The 16,889-nt window shown below is 44.8% G+C and carries 17 protein-coding genes and 1 pseudogene; 13 read left to right on the top strand and 5 right to left on the bottom strand.

Translation table 11 applies throughout. The features are described 5' to 3' along the window. Positions 1-227 precede the first annotated feature (227 nt). From L1D22_RS05590 to L1D22_RS05580, 3 genes are all read left to right on the top strand, one after another. Complete coding sequence (locus L1D22_RS05590; protein WP_239828995.1) at positions 228-2,120, top strand: PTS mannitol transporter subunit IICBA; 1,893 nt, start codon at positions 228-230, stop codon at positions 2,118-2,120. A 183-nt stretch (positions 2,121-2,303) separates the two neighbouring features. Next, positions 2,304-3,452 (top strand): mannitol-1-phosphate 5-dehydrogenase, encoded by a 1,149-nt coding sequence (locus tag L1D22_RS05585; protein WP_239828994.1) that lies wholly within the window; start codon positions 2,304-2,306, stop codon positions 3,450-3,452. 50 nt (positions 3,453-3,502) lie between these two features. Continuing rightward, positions 3,503-4,039, top strand: a complete 537-nt coding sequence (locus L1D22_RS05580) for an MltR family transcriptional regulator (protein WP_206598100.1) — start codon at positions 3,503-3,505, stop codon at positions 4,037-4,039. Positions 4,040-4,323: 284 nt separating this feature from the next. On the opposite strand, the gene nagB is transcribed toward L1D22_RS05580, so the two are convergent. After that, on the bottom strand, positions 4,324-5,124 hold the full coding sequence (nagB, locus tag L1D22_RS05575) for a glucosamine-6-phosphate deaminase (RefSeq protein WP_132969293.1): 801 nt from the start codon (positions 5,122-5,124) through the stop codon (positions 4,324-4,326). A 581-nt stretch (positions 5,125-5,705) separates the two neighbouring features. Further along, positions 5,706-6,059, bottom strand: a complete 354-nt coding sequence (locus tag L1D22_RS05570; RefSeq protein WP_010432477.1) for a DUF413 domain-containing protein — start codon at positions 6,057-6,059, stop codon at positions 5,706-5,708. A 154-nt stretch (positions 6,060-6,213) separates the two neighbouring features. Between L1D22_RS05570 and L1D22_RS05565 the strand changes: the two genes are divergently transcribed. Beyond that, positions 6,214-7,104, top strand: a complete 891-nt coding sequence (locus L1D22_RS05565) for a LysR family transcriptional regulator (protein ID WP_239828993.1) — start codon at positions 6,214-6,216, stop codon at positions 7,102-7,104. A gap of 187 nt (positions 7,105-7,291) precedes the next feature. Here the strand turns inward: L1D22_RS05565 and L1D22_RS05560 are convergent, their stop codons facing one another. Further along, a complete protein-coding gene (locus tag L1D22_RS05560) occupies positions 7,292-7,495 on the bottom strand; it encodes a hypothetical protein (RefSeq protein ID WP_017630337.1) in 204 nt (67 codons plus the stop codon). Between the two features lie 237 nt (positions 7,496-7,732). Between L1D22_RS05560 and L1D22_RS05555 the strand changes: the two genes are divergently transcribed. The 3 genes from L1D22_RS05555 to L1D22_RS05545 all read left to right on the top strand — a co-directional run bounded on the left by L1D22_RS05555 (position 7,733) and on the right by L1D22_RS05545 (position 10,164). Further along, on the top strand, positions 7,733-9,109 hold the full coding sequence (locus tag L1D22_RS05555; RefSeq protein WP_239828992.1) for an AlkA N-terminal domain-containing protein: 1,377 nt from the start codon (positions 7,733-7,735) through the stop codon (positions 9,107-9,109). A 25-nt stretch (positions 9,110-9,134) separates the two neighbouring features. Then, positions 9,135-9,617, top strand: coding sequence for a methylated-DNA--[protein]-cysteine S-methyltransferase (locus tag L1D22_RS05550; RefSeq protein ID WP_239828991.1), 483 nt, complete (start codon positions 9,135-9,137; stop codon positions 9,615-9,617). 160 nt (positions 9,618-9,777) lie between these two features. Then, positions 9,778-10,164, top strand: a complete 387-nt coding sequence (locus L1D22_RS05545) for a hypothetical protein (RefSeq protein ID WP_239828990.1) — start codon at positions 9,778-9,780, stop codon at positions 10,162-10,164. Here L1D22_RS05545 and nhaD read toward each other — a convergent pair. Continuing rightward, positions 10,161-11,600, bottom strand: coding sequence for a sodium:proton antiporter NhaD (gene nhaD / locus L1D22_RS05540; protein WP_239828989.1), 1,440 nt, complete (start codon positions 11,598-11,600; stop codon positions 10,161-10,163). The two genes, L1D22_RS05545 and nhaD, sit on opposite strands and share 4 nt — an antisense overlap. A 377-nt stretch (positions 11,601-11,977) precedes the next feature. On the opposite strand from nhaD, the gene L1D22_RS05535 reads away from it, so the two are divergent. The 4 genes from L1D22_RS05535 (at position 11,978) to L1D22_RS05520 (ending at position 14,723) form a co-directional block, all read left to right on the top strand. Then, positions 11,978-12,715, top strand: a complete 738-nt coding sequence (locus L1D22_RS05535) for a nucleoside recognition domain-containing protein (protein WP_239828988.1) — start codon at positions 11,978-11,980, stop codon at positions 12,713-12,715. After that, on the top strand, positions 12,715-13,182 hold the full coding sequence (locus L1D22_RS05530; protein WP_004737023.1) for a YjiG family protein: 468 nt from the start codon (positions 12,715-12,717) through the stop codon (positions 13,180-13,182). Before L1D22_RS05535 ends, L1D22_RS05530 begins: the two co-directional genes overlap by 1 nt. Positions 13,183-13,797: 615 nt before the next feature. Next, a complete protein-coding gene (locus tag L1D22_RS05525) occupies positions 13,798-14,184 on the top strand; it encodes an MAPEG family protein (protein WP_176679000.1) in 387 nt (128 codons plus the stop codon). Between the two features lie 8 nt (positions 14,185-14,192). Next, the gene (locus L1D22_RS05520; RefSeq protein WP_239828987.1) at positions 14,193-14,723 is read left to right on the top strand and encodes a DNA mismatch repair protein; all 531 of its coding nucleotides are present in this window, start codon (positions 14,193-14,195) and stop codon (positions 14,721-14,723) included. A 53-nt stretch (positions 14,724-14,776) separates the two neighbouring features. Here the strand turns inward: L1D22_RS05520 and L1D22_RS05515 are convergent, their stop codons facing one another. Further along, positions 14,777-15,412, bottom strand: a complete 636-nt coding sequence (locus L1D22_RS05515; RefSeq protein WP_239828986.1) for an START domain-containing protein — start codon at positions 15,410-15,412, stop codon at positions 14,777-14,779. A 187-nt stretch (positions 15,413-15,599) separates the two neighbouring features. On the opposite strand from L1D22_RS05515, the pseudogene L1D22_RS05510 reads away from it, so the two are divergent. Together L1D22_RS05510 and L1D22_RS05505 are read left to right on the top strand one after the other, a co-directional pair. After that, a pseudogene (locus tag L1D22_RS05510) lies at positions 15,600-15,731 on the top strand (AraC family transcriptional regulator); the annotation flags it as partial. Positions 15,732-15,960: 229 nt separating this feature from the next. Next, positions 15,961-16,839 (top strand): 6-carboxytetrahydropterin synthase, encoded by an 879-nt coding sequence (locus L1D22_RS05505; RefSeq protein WP_239828985.1) that lies wholly within the window; start codon positions 15,961-15,963, stop codon positions 16,837-16,839. Positions 16,840-16,889: the final 50 nt, after the last annotated feature.

Raw genomic sequence — 16,889 nt, 5'->3', positions numbered from 1 at the left:
CGTGCATTAATGATATTCATTCTCATTAATTTGGCTTTGTAATTTAAATTCATGGTGTTTTTGTGATCTAAGGTGTGCTTGTTAACCCGAAAGTGTTTTTTGTATGTGATGGCTATCACGAAAGTTGGGCTGGGGTGCATTTTGGAAATGTTGTGATACATTTTAATCGACTTTTGAGTACACACTTTCGGTCATTTGACCAACCAATACATTACGGGGTTCTACCTATGTTATCACCAGAAGCAAAGATTAAGGTTCAAAACTTTGGTCGTTTCTTATCCAATATGGTAATGCCAAACATCGGCGCATTTATTGCGTGGGGTTTCATTACTGCACTATTCATCCCAACAGGTTGGTGGCCTAACGAAACGTTAGCATCAATGGTTGGTCCTATGATTACATACCTTCTACCACTATTGATCGGTTACACCGGTGGTAAAATGGTTGGTGGTGACCGCGGTGCGGTAGTCGGCGCTATCACAACAATGGGTGTTATCGTTGGTACTGATATCCCAATGTTCATGGGTGCAATGATTGTTGGTCCACTAGGTGGTATCGCAATTAAGAAATTCGATGAAGCTGTTCACGGTAAAGTGAAAAGTGGTTTCGAAATGCTAGTGAACAACTTCTCTGCGGGTATCATCGGCATGATCTGTGCGATCATCGCGTTCATCGTGATTGGTCCTGCGGTTAAGATTCTGTCTGGCGGACTTGCGGCTGGCGTAAACGCAATGGTAGAAGCGGGTGCACTACCTCTAGCATCTATCTTTGTTGAACCTGCGAAAATCCTATTCCTAAATAACGCAATCAACCACGGTATCTTCTCTCCACTAGGTATTCAGCAATCTGAAGAAATTGGTCGTTCTATCTTCTTCCTAATCGAAGCAAACCCAGGTCCTGGTTTTGGTCTTCTACTTGCTTACATGGTGTTTGGTAAAGGTAGCGCGAAGCAATCTGCTGCTGGTGCATCTATCATCCACTTCCTAGGTGGTATCCACGAAATTTACTTCCCTTACGTTCTAATGAACCCACGTCTAATCCTTGCTGTAATCGCAGGTGGTATGGCGGGTGTATTCACTAACGTAGTGTTCGATTCTGGCCTTATCTCTCCAGCATCTCCAGGTTCTATCTTCGCAGTATTGTTGATGACACCTAAAGGCTCTTACATCGGTGTGGTTCTTTCTGTTATCGCTGCAACGGCTGTGTCTTTCATCGTAGCTTCAATTCTACTTAAGACTTCAGCTCAAGGTGACGACGAAGATTCACTAGAAAAAGCCTCTGCTCAAATGAAAGACATGAAAGCGTCTTCTAAAGGTGCAGCAGCAGAAGCAAACGTAAACCTAGCGGATGTAAAAGCGGTCTACGTAGCGTGTGATGCAGGTATGGGTTCGAGTGCAATGGGTGCTGGTCTACTTCGCAAAAAGGTAGCAGCAGCAGGCCTAGACATCGAGGTAACCAACTACGCAATCAACAACCTACCAGCTGATTCGCAAATCGTTATTACGCATAAAGACTTAACAGACCGTGCACGCAAAACCGTACCGGGTGCAATGCACATGTCTCTGAACAACTTCCTAGACGGTGGCGTATACGACCAGCTAGTCGCTGAACTTACAGACGCTCAAAGTGGTGAAGCAAAAGTAGAAGCTCCGGCCCCTGCAGCGGCACCAGCTCAAGAAGGCAACAAGCTTGCACTAACTGACGACAGCATCTTCCTTGGCCTTAAAGCGACTCAGAAAGAAGACGCAATCAAGTTTGCTGGCGAACAATTAGTGAAGCTTGGTAACGTATCTCCAGAGTACGTAGATGGCATGTTTGCTCGTGAAGAGCTTGTGTCTACCTACCTAGGTGAGTCTATCGCAGTACCACACGGCACAATCGAAGCGAAACAATACGTACAAAAAACCGGCATCGTTTTCTGTCAGTACCCTGAAGGTATTCAGTGGGGCGAAGATGAAGATGATATCGCTAAGATGGTTATCGGTATTGCCGCACAAGGCGATGAGCACAACATGGTGCTGATGGCTATTACCAATTCACTTGATGATGAAGAAGCTGTGGAATGCCTACAGAACACAACAAACCCTGCTGATGTTCTACGTATTCTCAACGGAAACTAAAAAGCTCTAGTCAAGCTCCTGAGTGAAGGAGGCCGGTATCCCCCTACTGGCCTCATTTTCGGTCTTAATCTCTCTAAGAAGATTCAGTCTGAATAGCTTACTGCTTAATGCCTAGGGCACATCGTCAAGACATGTTGTTGAGCAGTTAGCTATCTAGATTCAAATATTTATAAGGTCAAAATTATGAAAGCGTTACATTTTGGTGCAGGTAATATCGGTCGTGGTTTCATTGGTAAGCTTCTTTCTGACGCTGGTATGAAGGTTACGTTTGCTGACGTAAATGAAACGGTTGTAAATGCGTTAATTGAACGCCAAGAATACCCAGTTAAGATTGTTGGTGAAGAGTGCGTTGTTGAAGTTGTTAAGAACGTAACAGCAGTAAACTCGGCAACAAGCGCAGTGGTGGATTGCATTGCTGAGTCTGACATTGTGACGACAGCAGTAGGTCCTACTGTTCTTAAAATCATCTCTAAGTCTATCGCTCAAGGCATTGAAAAGCGTGCAGCAGCAAACAACACTGCACCAATGAACATCATCGCGGCAGAGAACATGGTTCGCGGTACTAGCCAATTAAAAGCAGCAGTTCTAGAGCACCTTTCTGATGAAATGAAAGCCTTCACTGAAGAGCACATTGGCTTTGTTGATTCTGCGGTTGACCGTATTGTTCCACCGGCAGAAGCGGGTGAAACAGACCCTCTAGCGGTAACGGTTGAAACGTTCAGCGAGTGGATCGTAGACCAAACACAATTCAAAGGTGAGATTCCAAACATCCCAGGTATGGAATGCACTGACAACCTAATGGCTTTCGTTGAACGTAAACTGTTCACGCTAAACACAGGTCACTTGGTAACGGCATATCTTGGTGTGCTTGCAGGTCACGAGACAATCAAAGACTCTATCGAAGACGACAAAATCCGCGCTGAAGTAACAGCAACGATGGAAGAGAGCGGTGCAGTTCTGATCAAGCGTTACGGCTTCGATCCTGAAGCGCACGCGGCATACATCCAGAAAATTCTTGGTCGTTTTGCGAACCCGTTCCTACGTGATGAAGTGGATCGTGTTGGTCGTCAGCCTATTCGTAAGCTGAGCCCACAAGATCGTCTAGTCAAGCCACTGAACGGTACGCTAGAATACGGCCTTCCTAATGCGCACCTAGTAAAAGCGATCGCAGCTGCGTTCCATTACAAGAATGAAGATGACCCTCAAGCGGTTGAACTTCAGGCAATGTTCGCAGAAAAAGGTTTTGCTGAGACATTAGCGCATTATTCTGAGCTGAATAGTGACTCAGAAGTTGTTAAACTAGCGGAACAAGCTTATCTAGCATTGAAATGATAAATCATCAAAGTGCCACACCTGTGGCACTTTCTTATTACCGAGCCGTTATGCCAATACATCCTAGCCACGAAACTGAATTACTCGAAGCCCTATCAGAAGCTGAGAGCGCTGGCGCCTGCCTAATGGCAGCTTATGATGCATTGGATGACACGGTGGATGCGGTTTTAAAAAACATTTTTAAGAAAGACGACACGGCGATTAAATTCGTTGTCGAGCCACTACTCAACAGTGGTGGGCCTTTAGGCGAGATCATGGTTCGCGGTAAGCTTCTATTAGGGCTTGGTGTGATCAGCAAAGAGCTTTATGACGATTTAGAGGTTTTCGTAACCTTGAAAGAGTGGGCGAAAATACAAGGTGAAGACACCAGCTTCACGGAAGTTGACGTTATTTTTGAGCTTAACAAGGTACACGCTATTCAGCGTATTATGCCTATCGAATATGATGCAGAGATGGTGGAAACCATGTCTGGTCCTATGCTTCAAATGTTCTTGGGCAGACACCATCAGAAAGTGAAGTCGACGATCGTTTTGGCTATCACGGACATCATCAACACCTTATGCCGCGATAACGCTTTGAGTTCTTAGTTTTCGTTATTCAGCGTTTTCTTTACAATTCGGCTCGCTACAACCTGTTTTACCCATACTAGAATTTACAGTTATTGCGATTTCTCTTGCTAGAGGAGTCGCTTTTTTGTATTCGCTTCAGTATTTATCTTAGTTTTTTATCCGACCTTCTTAGTTATCACTCCCTCCACCTATAAACTCTATTCCTTAATCATAGTCTTTTGGTTGCTCGGTTTACGGACCGTGAATTTCAGGCACAAAAAAAGCCACATACAGTGGCTTTTTTGATTCAACAAAACCTTAGATTATAGGTCTTGGATGTTTTCAGCTTCTAGCTCTTGGAAGTAGCGTAGAGTCTTAACTTTAAGCTCTTGTTGAGCTGGCTCATCAGCAACGATGATAGCTTTACGGTGCATCTGTAGAGCTGTAACAGTCCACATATGGTTTACAGAACCTTCGATAGCCATTTGAAGCGCTTGCGCTTTGTTGTGGCCTAGAGAAAGGATCATTACTTCTTCAGCGTCTAGAAGAGTAGCAACACCGATAGTTAGTGCGTATTTAGGAACTTGGTTGATGTCGCCATCGAAGAAACGAGAGTTCGCGATACGAGTGTCTTCAGTCAACGTTTTGATACGAGTGCGTGAAGATAGAGAAGAACCTGGTTCGTTGAATGCGATGTGACCGTCGATGCCTACGCCGCCCATGAATAGGTTGATTTTGCCGTAAGAACGGATTTTCTCTTCGTATGCTGCACAGTGAGCATCGATGTCTTCAGCTTGACCGTCTAGCAGGTTGATGTTTTCTGCTTGGATATCAACGTGGTTGAAGAAGTTCTCGTGCATGAATGTGCGGTAAGACTCTGGGTGGTTTGGTTCGATACCAACGTACTCATCCATGTTGAATGTTACAACGTGCTTGAAGCTAACTTCGCCAGCTTTGTAAAGTTCAATTAGCTCAGCGTAAGTAGTTAGAGGTGTGCTACCAGTAGGAAGACCTAGTACAAATGGACGCTCAGCAGTTGGAGCGAACTTGTTGATAGAATCTGCGATGTGACGAGCAGCCCATTTACCTACTTTAGCTTTGTTGCTTAATGGAATAAGTCTCATTGATTTTGCCCCTAGAAATTAAATTTTATAGTGTTCTGAAACATTAATTCGCATTATAAAATAAGTTATCGAGTTCCGCTATTGTTTTAGGTCAAGTTTTTGCTTTTTTCGTCGTATCTGTGACTAGAACTCTCAAAATTGCACAATAATTGTATGGATATTTGGTGGTGTTAAACAAGCTTAATACGCTTGTCATATACAGGAATGTTGATTTGATTCAGTGCCTGAAAGGGTCTGTGTGTTTCTGCAGATTTATAAGCTTTGGCGCATTAAAGAGCTACAACGTGCTCACGTGCTTTGAGAGTATAGTTGTGGCGTGAAAAATAATGATGGCAATGTGCCACTATCGTGATAAAAGGAAGTTGTTAAGCGAGGTTAGAAGAATTTAGCTGGGTTAGATACCCACCTTAATGGCTAGGGATAGATGTTGATTCACGCTATCGCTATGAATTATCTATAAATATTGGTAAAACCGAACAGGTTAGCTAAACTTAGCTATTACGAAGAAAAAGCGAGCTTGAAGTGTAAACCGTGAAGGCAAAAAAGCCCAAAGTGAAGAGGTATCACTTTGAGCTATTTTACTAATCTTCTAACACTAACTCACTTTCGTATTCTTCCCTAGGCACTTCGCCGCGTTTGCAGCCGTTTAGGGTATGAAAGCGACGGCGTCCACGAGCCAGTTGAATGTACTTCAACCAAACACGCTCTAACTTGGACTTTGCCTTATGAGGGTGAGACAACACTTTGATGAAGTGCTTTTCTTCTGCATTGGTTGGTGTTAATTCACCAGTCTCAAGTGCAAGCATAGTGTCACCAAACAAGGTTAGGATTTCCTCTTCTGACAGAGTAAAATCACCCGACTTAGCGAACCCTCGTGGGAATTTAATGGTGTCATAAAAACGTTTTTTTCCGTGTCGGAATTCGGTCTCAGACATATCAGCCTCAGTAATGTGGTTAGATAGAAATTAGTGTTTATCGCTAACGTGAACATATTGTTAAAAGGCTAAAATAGAAAACAAAATATTTTTGCCTTTACGATAAACAATCCTAGATCGGCTAGTTAGCAGATTTATTACAGAGATGTATTTGATGGATGTGAAAGTATTTAAAACCTTTCTGGAGGTTGCAAGAGTGCGCCACTTTGGGCGTGCAGCAGAAAATTTGTATCTGACACAGGCGGCGGTGAGTGCGCGTATCAAACAGCTAGAAGGCTATTTTGATACTCAGCTCTTCATTCGTGATCGCAATAACATCAAGCTCACCTCTTCCGGTGAGCGTTTGATTGGTTATGCTGAAGTGATGGTATCTAACTTACAACAAGCTAAATTTGAGTTGTCGTTGGAGAGTGGTAAAGCTTTGCAGTTAACACTGGGTGGTACACCGAATATTTGGGATGCGTATCTGCAAAATTGTTTGAGTGTTGTAACTGATTCTTTTGGTGGTTACGGCTTTATGGCCGAGGTGATGGGGCGTGAGCAGCTGAACCGTAATTTGCTAGAGCGAACCTTAGATATGGCTTTCGCTTTCGATCAGATCAAAGCGGAAGAGCTGAACTGTAAAAAAGTCGCAGACCTGGTGTTGGTGTTGGTATCAACCCAGCAAGATGATCTGGAATCGGTGTTCCAACATAAATACGTTTATGTTGATTGGGGCACGCGCTTTGGTTCTGAACACGCAGAGCGTCACCCTAAAGTACCCGCGCCATACCTACGTACTTCAACCGCGCGTATTGCCCTCGATTTCATTTTAGAGAAAGGTGGCAGTGCGTATTTGCCAGTCTCTCTAGTCGAACCTTTTATCGATTCGGGCCAGCTACATAAGGTGAAAGGGGTGGAAGACTGGTATCGCCCAATTTACCTAAGCTACCGCAAAAGCAGTACCTCGGTGGATGCGATCATGCAGGTTGAGAAATTGGTTAATGAGATTGACCCATCGACCGCTTATACGTTGCAACAAGCGGCTGAGCAGACGCCAGAGTAATAGCACGCGCAGCCAGCAATATGCTTTGTTGACGAGATAAAAAAATGGCACCTAACTAGTTAGGTGCCATTTTTGTTTTAAACCAGAGATGTACTTCTTTTCTGAATTAGAGATCGTTTCTCATTCCAATAAAATCGTTTAAGCCTGGTATCCCTAGCCCTATTTAAAGGCTCTATAGTGTAAACACTTATAGGTTCATTAGATTCTCAATAGACTCTTCGAGAGAGTGTGACATGTACGAATGGATTGTGTGGCCATCCGTTGCGTCAATCTCAATCTTAGAAATCCCGTTATCCGCTTTGCCTTCAAGAAAGCTTAGAGACTGTTCGACTGATTGACTGGTGAGAACCTGCTGGTTTGATAAAACAATACGACACGTGTGAAGAACCATAGCCTTTTCCTTTTTATATTCGATAGGTCTCTGCATCTTTGGCGTGCTAAGTACCTATCGTTGACGTTGTGAGAAGAATGCCTTCTCTAGGTTAAATTTAGTCGAATTGAATAAAATTAAAACCCTTTTTTGTGATTTATATAACCTTCGCTTCCGAAAGTGGCTAGCGACTCTGGTCGTTCACGGTAAACTTTTAATTATCGGAGCCAAAATCATGGCAAATGGGAAGAACACATCATGTCGAAAAATATCCATAACAACAGTACCTTAACGAGTGAGCAGTGCCATTTAGCTCGATATGCGCGAGATGCTCGCTTTGATGGGATGTTTTTTACGGCGGTGAAAACGACCGGGATCTTCTGTCGTCCTATTTGCCCTGCGAGTCCACCAAAAGAAGAGAACGTTGAGTATTTTTCTCATCAAGCTCAGGCACTAAAGGCTGGTTATCGTCCTTGTTTGCGTTGTCGACCAGACAGCGCGCCTTTCTCTCCGGCATGGAAGGGCGTTGAAACCACTTTCTTGCGCGCATTGCAGTTGATTGACAACGGCGCACTGAATACGGGTTCAATCGTCGATCTTGCGACCCGTTTAGGCATTTCCGACCGCTACTTGCGAACCTTATTCGACAATTACATCGGGGTGTCACCTAAGCAATATAGCCTTTATAGCCAATTGATGTTTGCTAAGCAGTTGCTGCACACCAGTAGCATGAGTATTACCGATGTCGGCTTTGCGAGTGGTTTTAATAGCACGCGCCGCTTTAATGATGCCTTTCTAAAAGAGCTGAAGCTTTCACCAAGTCAAATCCGACGTTCTAAGCCAAACAACAACTTGAGTAATCACATTCAGCTCGGTTTTCATGGCTCGTTAGATTGGCAACACCTGTTGGCTTTCTACCGACGAAGAATGATTGAAGGCATAGAAGAGGTCGGTGAGCACTATTACCAGCGCACGGTGAATGTGAACGGTTCGAAGGGCTGGTTCAAGGCTACTTTAGTTAAAGATAACCGCTTGGATATTGAGTTTGAGTTGGAGGATATCAATCAACTAAGAAGCTTGATTGCGAATATCCGACGCATGTTTGACCTGGATGTCGACATTGCCAAGGTCGAGGCCTTCTTCACAACTATCGACCCTAATTTGGTCGCTAAAAGCGGCATTCGTATCCCTGGGGTGTGGAGTGCTTGGGAGGCCGGAGTAAGGGCTATTCTCGGGCAGCAAGTGTCGGTCACTGCGGCGATTGGTCAGCTAAATTTATTGGTTAGAGAGCTTTCTGATACAGATAAGAAAACTTACTTTCCGACACCAAAACAGATCGCTGAGGCGGATGTGAGCTTTTTAAGAATGCCGGGAAGTCGCAAGGAAACCCTAAAGCGTTTTGCTGAATACATGGTCGACAACGAAGCTGAGCATCCTTCTAAATGGATTGATCTAAAAGGCATTGGACTATGGACGATTCAATACGCGCTGCTTCGGGGCTTGAGCGAACCTAATCATTTGCTAGTCGGTGATTTGGTGGTGAAGAAATTCATCGAGCATCGTCCTGCTATTAATGCACAAAGCGTGTCGCCGTGGGGCAGTTACGCCACATTCCATTGTTGGAATCAATCTTAATCGGAATATTAAGCTAGGAGATACCATGGCTAATCGTTTTACTTATTATGAGAGCCCATTAGGCATCATTACTTTGCAAGCTAATGAGCAAGGTTTGCTTGGCGCTTGGTTTGAAATCCATACCACAAAGCCAGATCAGTTGGGCGATCAAGACGATAACTTTCCTATCTTTGAGTTGGTCACTGAGCAACTTAATCGTTATTTTTCTGGTGAGGCCGTTCAGTTTGATGTACCGATCGCCGCCAAGGGAACGCCGTTTCAACAGTCGGTTTGGCAAGCTCTCATTACCATCCCTTATGGAGAAACATGGAGCTACGCTCAATTGGCTGAAGCGATCGGTAACCCGAAAGCGGTGCGTGCGGTGGGTTTAGCCAATGGTAAAAATCCGGTGTCAGTGATTGTGCCGTGTCACCGCGTTATTGGTAAAAATGGCAAACTGACAGGGTATGCGGGCGGTGTAGAGCGCAAACAGCGCTTGTTGGTTATTGAGGGAAGCGCAGAAGATTAAACCGTTATTCAATGGGAATGACTGGTGACGTTGAGTATCAATGGCTAGTGAATACAAGGAGTTCTGTAAGCGTGACTTTGCAATAAAATCGTCACTTTGTGGAAAATACCTGTTTGGTTGCATATCCTTTTAACCATGTTCTCTAGGCAAGGATGCCCAAATGAATAGCCATCACTCTTTGATCATCGGCTGCAGTAGCGTGCTATTGCTGACGGGTTGTTTAACCGATACCAGTCGACCCTTCGAAGTCCCACAGCTTCTCTTGTTTAAAGGCATGTACGAGAACGCGGATAATGAAAGTTATCTGCTTTTTGAATCGGGACAAGTGACCTATCAAACCACGGATAACACAGTTACACGCAGTTATAGTGTTGACGATGACTTGATCATCATTGAGCTGAACTCAGGAAGCAGCAGAACGGATTCAGATTTGGTGATGCGAATTCAGTATCAAGGAGAAGTGCTTACTTGCAATACGTGTCCAGCGAAGCAATTGAGCAATGTCTGGACACGAGTTGAGAAGCCGACCAAAGGTTCATCTAATTAGAAAAGAGCACCATTCAACCACAGGTGAGCGGCGATACTGACCGCGTAACCAATCATGATCACTGGCATCCACTTCAAGTGACCGAAGAAGGTGTATTTACCATGCGCCGCGCCCATTAATGCCACGCCAGCCGCACTACCAATCGATAATAAGCTGCCGCCGACACCTGCCGTTAAGGTAATCAATAACCAGTTACCAATCGACATTTGTGGTTCCATGGATAGGACTGCAAACATCACCGGAATGTTATCGACAATTGCGGATAAGATCCCAACCATGATGTTGGCCCAAATTGGATCCCATTGACTGTACATCACGCCAGAGGCCAGCTCTAAATACCCAAGCAAGCTCAATCCACCAACACACATTACTACTCCGTAGAAGAACAGCAATGTGTCCCACTCGGCATGTGAGACTCTGCGAAACACATCAAATGGCACCACAGACCCAAGTCGTTTCAGGGCACCTTCATCGTTATTGGCAATCGCCACCGCTTTCTTCTTCGCTAGAGAATTCGGCAGAGTTTTACGCAAGAAATAGCCAAAGAATTGTAGATAGGCGAGGCCCATCATCATGCCCATGACTGGAGGGAAATGGAGTACAGCGTGGAAAGCAACCGCGGTCGCAATCGTCATAATAAAGAAGAACACGATACGTCTTGCGCCACGCTTGAGTACGACATGTTGATGCACGGTGTCGGGCTGTGTTGTGGGAACAAAATACGACATGATTAAGGCTGGTACCAAATAGTTCATCACAGAAGGAATGAACAACGGAAGAAACTCAGTAAAGCTCACGTAACCGGCCTGCCACACCATGAGCGTTGTGATGTCGCCGAACGGGCTGAATGCCCCGCCAGCGTTGGCGGCAATCACGATATTCACACAGGCAAGGTTGACGAATTTAGGGTTGGATCCCGCGACCTTGAGAACCACGGCGCACATCAAAAGAGCGGTGGTGAGGTTGTCTGCAATAGGGGAGATAAAGAACGCCAAAATACCGGTTAACCAGAACAGTGAACGGAAGTTAAAGCCTTTGCCGACCATCCAAGCTTGAAGCGCGTCAAACAGTCTTCTCTCTTCCATAGCGCTGATGTACGTCATCGCGACCAATAGGAAAAGCAGTAATTCGGCGTATTCGAGTAGGTTGTGTTCGAGTGCTTGTTTAGCCACTTCAACAAGGTTGTGTTCTTGATAGGTGAAACCAATGATGATCCAGATGAGACCTGCTGCGAGTAACACAGGCTTGGACTTTCGGAGCTTAAGATATTCTTCCATCATCACGACTATGTAGGCGATGACGAAAATGGTCAGTGATAGGTAGCCAGCAAAGGAGCTGGTGAGCTTGAGAGGTTCTCCTAACTGCGATGTGGCAGCGCTCGCTACTGTAGAAAAGAAAAACAAAGAGAGAACAGCAGAAAGCTGGATACCTAACATGGATTACGCTCCGAAGTTAATAAGTCATTAACACGGGTAAAAGCGTAGACCTAAATAACCATGTGGGGTGTGATAGATATCTTAATAATTCAATAGATTATGGTTAAAAGGTTGCCTTAGCTAATCTATCGATAGGGCTTCGTTATTTATGTACAGCTAGGTTATTGGTGTGGTTTATATTGGTTTTTTATATTGAGTTATTGATTTTTTTTGGTTTTTGAGTCTGGGTTTAAATTTAAATCACAGTTTTATATATTTCAATTGGTGTTTTTAATGAATTTATATGCTATTTGATTTTGGTCATTAACCTTTTGCTCATTAGTTTGCACTATCTATATGTGTTCTGTTCCACATAAGCGAGATGTATAGAGGTCCTTATGACTAATCCAACCAAAACCGATCGTAAAGTCACGATCGGCAGTTACATCGCACTCGCCTTTGCGATTGTGTTCTTCTCTGGCTTAATGCAGTCGAATGAATGGTATGGCGTGTTCGATTTTACAACGCTCAACGGTTCATTCGGTAAGGTCGCTTACGATGTGAGTGAAACGGCCGATGGCATCCAAGCGGCGACCACCTCTCTGCGTGGTAAAGGCGGTAGTGGTGCTCGCGACGGTTTCATTTTTGCTTTGACACTTATTCCGACCGTGATGTTTGCACTGGGTATGATCAACGTACTTGAGCACTATGGTGCGCTGGATGCGGCTCGCAAACTGCTTACTCCTTTACTTCGCCCTCTGATGGGTATTCCGGGTAACTCAGGCTTGGCATTGATCGCTTCTCTGCAAAGTACCGATGCGGGCGCAGCGATGACGCGTCAGCTAAAAGATGAAGGGCATCTAACTAAGCGTGAAACCGATGTCTTTACTATGTTCCAGTTCACGGCAGGTGCCGCGATCGTTAACTTCTTCTCGTCGGGTGCCGTGTTGTTCACTCTAACTGCGATGGATGGCTCTTTGGCGGTAACCTCGTCAATCGGTCTTGCTGTGGCGGTGATGTTCATCTTCAAGTTTGTCGGTGCAAACCTGTTCCGCATTTACCTCAACATGACTGAAGGCAAAGAAGACAAACCAAAATCAGACAAAGAACAAAAACTGGAAGAGGAAGTAGCATAATGAGCGAAGTTAAAGCAAAGAAACCTATGGTGACTGATATTTTCGTTGAAGGTGCTAAGAAAGGTTGGGTTATTGCGACCACCTCGACCGTGCCAAATGTTCTGATGGCGTTTGTGATTATCAAGGCATTGCAGATTACGGGTGCATTGGATCTGATGGGCAGCGTATTTGCTCCAATCATGGCGGTGTTTGGTTTACCAGGTGAAGCTGCTGCAGTATTGATTGGTGCGTGGATGTCGATGGGTGGTGCTGTAGGTGTGGTTATCACGCTGTTTGACCAAGGCATCTTAAACGGCAACCACATTGCTATTTTGGCACCAGCTATCTACCTGATGGGTTCTCAGGTGCAATACATGGGCCGTATTATGGGACCAATCGGAACTGAAGGTCGTTACATCCCAGTGATGATCGCGATTTCGGTATTGAACGCATTTGGCGCGATGTTCTTGATGAACATCATCCTGTAGTCTGACTTCTGAATCTTTATAAGCTTTAGAAAAAGGAAAACCCGTTTGGTTTTCACCAAACGGGTTCTGTTCTTTTTCGTAGCCATCCTGCTACTGACGTTGTTACTTATTTTTCAATAAGGTAACGCATGCTCCCTGCATCGTTCCTTGACTTGGCTAAATCCATTAACCTATCCAATTCATCGCCGTCCTAGCGGTGTCCTTACTAACTCATCATCCTGACAAGTGACTCTATCCTAGAGCATTACTTCCTTGCTGATAACTCATCCTAAGTCATCAAATCTTCATCCTGAAGATACCTAATCCGTTAGGCTTTTTCCTGTTCCTGCCAACTCCCTGTCGACATGTGTATTAAACCCTCTAAGGGCTTTGGTCGCAATTCACTTGGGTAAATAAATATCCTCGCTAACCAAAAGAAATATGCGTGGATTCATACAAAACAAGGGCTTGGGTTTGTATTTTAGGATTTTTCTGCGAAGCTTGATTGTGATCTCTTACGTTTGATGTGAGAGATCTCTTACAAGTGTTCGGGCGTGAATATCCTTCGATGTTGACCTCTCCAGTCAATCGGCAGGTGAAACACACCCAACAAACTCCAAGTAATAGGAAAATATGATGGTAACAGCACTTTACGCAGCTTTGCTGACGGTCGTAATGATTTGGTTAGCGATTGAAGTTATTAAGCAGAGGCGAATCAATCTTGTTGCTCATGCCGATGGCGGTGTTGAGTCGTTGCAGATAGCACGCTCGGCACAAAGTAACGCAATGGATTACATCCCAATCACGGTTATCTTGATGGGATTGTTAGAGATGAATGGTGCCGATGTATGGCTTATTCATGTACTGGGTGTGGCGTTTATTCTAGGGCGAGTGATTCATGCAAAAGGCATTTTGGCGAAGAACTTCAAAGGTCGAAAAGTGGGCATGGTGTTAACGCTTATCTGCATGATCTCTTTGATTGTCCTAAACTTAGTTTACCTACCTTTTGATAAAATGTTCTAGGGAGCATTATGGCATTGCGCCTTCCTCCTGCTTGGGCGATTGTCCTTGCAGGTCTCATACTCAACGTCATGGCGATTGTCATGTCGAGCTTGGTGCTCGATGAAATTGAAGCTGAGAAAGCGGAATACAACGATCGCAAATACGGCAATGTGTATTCGATACAATTGGCTTGGAATACGATTGAAACCCTAGAGCGTAAGCGTGAAGCGATTCTGATTCACCTTGATAAACTGTCAGCAGAAGCGCCTCAACCTGCCACTGTGCTCGATGAAGCTCTGCGTGGGCAACTCAGACGCTGGGTGAGTGATGAGGTGCCGACGATCTCTTTGGATAACTTACCTAAGCTGATGAAATTGATAAACAGCGCCCAAGAATCGCAGCGCACTCGAATCGATGATTACTATTTGGATAACCTGACATTGGTTGAGTTAATCCAGAGGCTCGATGAGAAAATGGCGTTCTACAAGAACATCGCCTTGTTTCTGCAGGTGTTTGGCTTGGCACTTATTTTAGCTCGAGACCTAGCAAGAAGACCTTAACTACAAACCTTAGTGGTTTTCTCTTTCCATTATTGGTATCGGCATCTTTATCGCTAGCGAGACTCGCTTGGCAGGCTCGGGTGCTGTTGGCCTTGGTACTTGGGTAGCTGCTCTTTTAACCCTTTAAAGGTGTTCAGCGCACTGCCTATCGATAACTTATTCATTAACCAATTTGGCAAGATGCCGCCCGCATTCGCATAAGCGGTATAGGTGATGTAACTGTTGCCATTAGTGAGCGGTTGCAGCGTCCAAAGCGCATCCACATCGTAGATTCGAATGTATCCCGACTCTTTCGCTAAATAGTTGGAGGCATCCTTAATCTCTAAAACAAACTGACCATCCTCAACACGGTATTTCGAGTAGGTCACCATGTCTCTATCTCGGGCTGGCCATGGCGCTTTAAATTGGGTATAGACGATGTTTTCCGCATCAGAGATTTGCATCAACACACGACTTTCCGACACATTATCTATCCAGTTCGGCACGTTTTGACTGTCTTCCAATAGCAGTAAGAAACCAGAGTAAGTAGTGGGCGTTTGCATTTGGGCGCGTATTTCTACCAAGCCTTCACTGTGTGGCCTTTTATGAATGACGATGCCGTCTTCACTTTTTACGAACTGCCACGGGGCAGCATAAATGCTCGTTGATAACGCGTAGAGTCCGAGTACCAAAATCCTAGGTAATATCATTATTCTTCCATGAAAAGAAAAGCTTATCTGTTAGGAGTATAGAATATAAATAGGTTTTGTACGTGTTGCCAATAGCTTGGGCGTTGACTATTTTGGGACCTCCACAATGAAAACGGAAGCGTTCGGTCGCTTCCGTTTTTATTAATGGGCAATGGATATACGTTGAATGCTAGAACTTAGAGCGTAGCTGTTGCAGAACAAGCCCATCAATTGGGTGGCGGACGAAGTGGGGTACAACAGCTATTCTGGATTCTCGCGTGCTTTTCAGCATGTCGCGGGAATGTCGCCACGTTTATGGCTAAAGCAAAATGTGTCGTGAAGCGTTGGCAACCCTACCTGCAATATGGCTATTGGCATGAGACTAGCCTATGTTTTAGCGGAAATTGAGCGTAGTTTGTTCATTTCTCGAATGACGGTGTAAAAAGGTGGACTTTATAAGCTCGTTGTAACATCCTGCCCGTCCTATTTTATCAGACATCAATGAGACGAAGTGCCTGCTGAACATTATTCAGCCTCCCGTATCTCATTAAAGCACTAAGGAGTTCCACTTGAACCTATTTGTAAGAGACCTTACCGTTATCGATTCTTCATACATCTGTGAACACAGAGGGGTCGTAGGAGATAGTTGGATTTTAGATGTCACCATGTCTGGTGAACTGAACGAAATGAGCATGGTGTTGGACTTTAGCCGAGTCAAAAAGCAGATCAAACAGCTGGTTGATCAACATGTTGACCACCGCTTACTGCTGCCAATGAAAAACGCTGCAATCGTGCATCAAGCAAGCAAAGCTGGTTACTCTAAGGTAGATGTGCTGCGTGGTGACAAGAGCCTACACTTGCACTGCCCTGATGAAGCCTACTGCCTGATTGATGCTGAAGCGATCACCATCGAGAGTGTAACCGCGCACGTTTATGATATTCTTCGCGACAACCTTCCAAGTAACGTCACAGGGTTAGAGATTACCCTTCGCCATGAAAACATTAATGGCGCGTTCTACCACTATACTCATGGCTTGAAAAAGCACGATGGCAACTGTCAGCGCATCGCGCATGGTCACCGTTCTCCAGTCGAAATTATGGTTGATGGTCAACGTGACGAACAGCGCGAGCAGGCATTTGCTCAGCGTTGGGAAGACATCTACCTAGGATCTAAAGAAGACCAAGTTTCGGTTTCATCACTGAACCTGAGTGAACACGCGCAAAGTGCTAATGATGAAAGTCACTATGGATTCAGCTACACGGCGCCACAAGGTGAATTTGAGCTAGCGATTGCTAAGAGCGAAACGGAAATCTTACCAACCGATACCACGGTGGAATTGCTGGCAGGCTATATCGCGGATCAAGTGGCTCCAAGCTTGGCAGAAAACCAGTCATTACAAATCGTGGCTTATGAAGGGGTAGGTAAAGGCGCGATGGCGTTCTTATAACACCTTTCGAGTGAGATAATCTCAGCTCCAATGATGAAATAAAGGCAAGA

The organism is Vibrio sp. Isolate34, from assembly GCF_022397915.1.
GTDB lineage: Bacteria > Pseudomonadota > Gammaproteobacteria > Enterobacterales > Vibrionaceae > Vibrio.
Note: the sequence above shows the minus strand (reverse complement) of the source record. Positions and strands in the feature narration are given on the sequence as shown.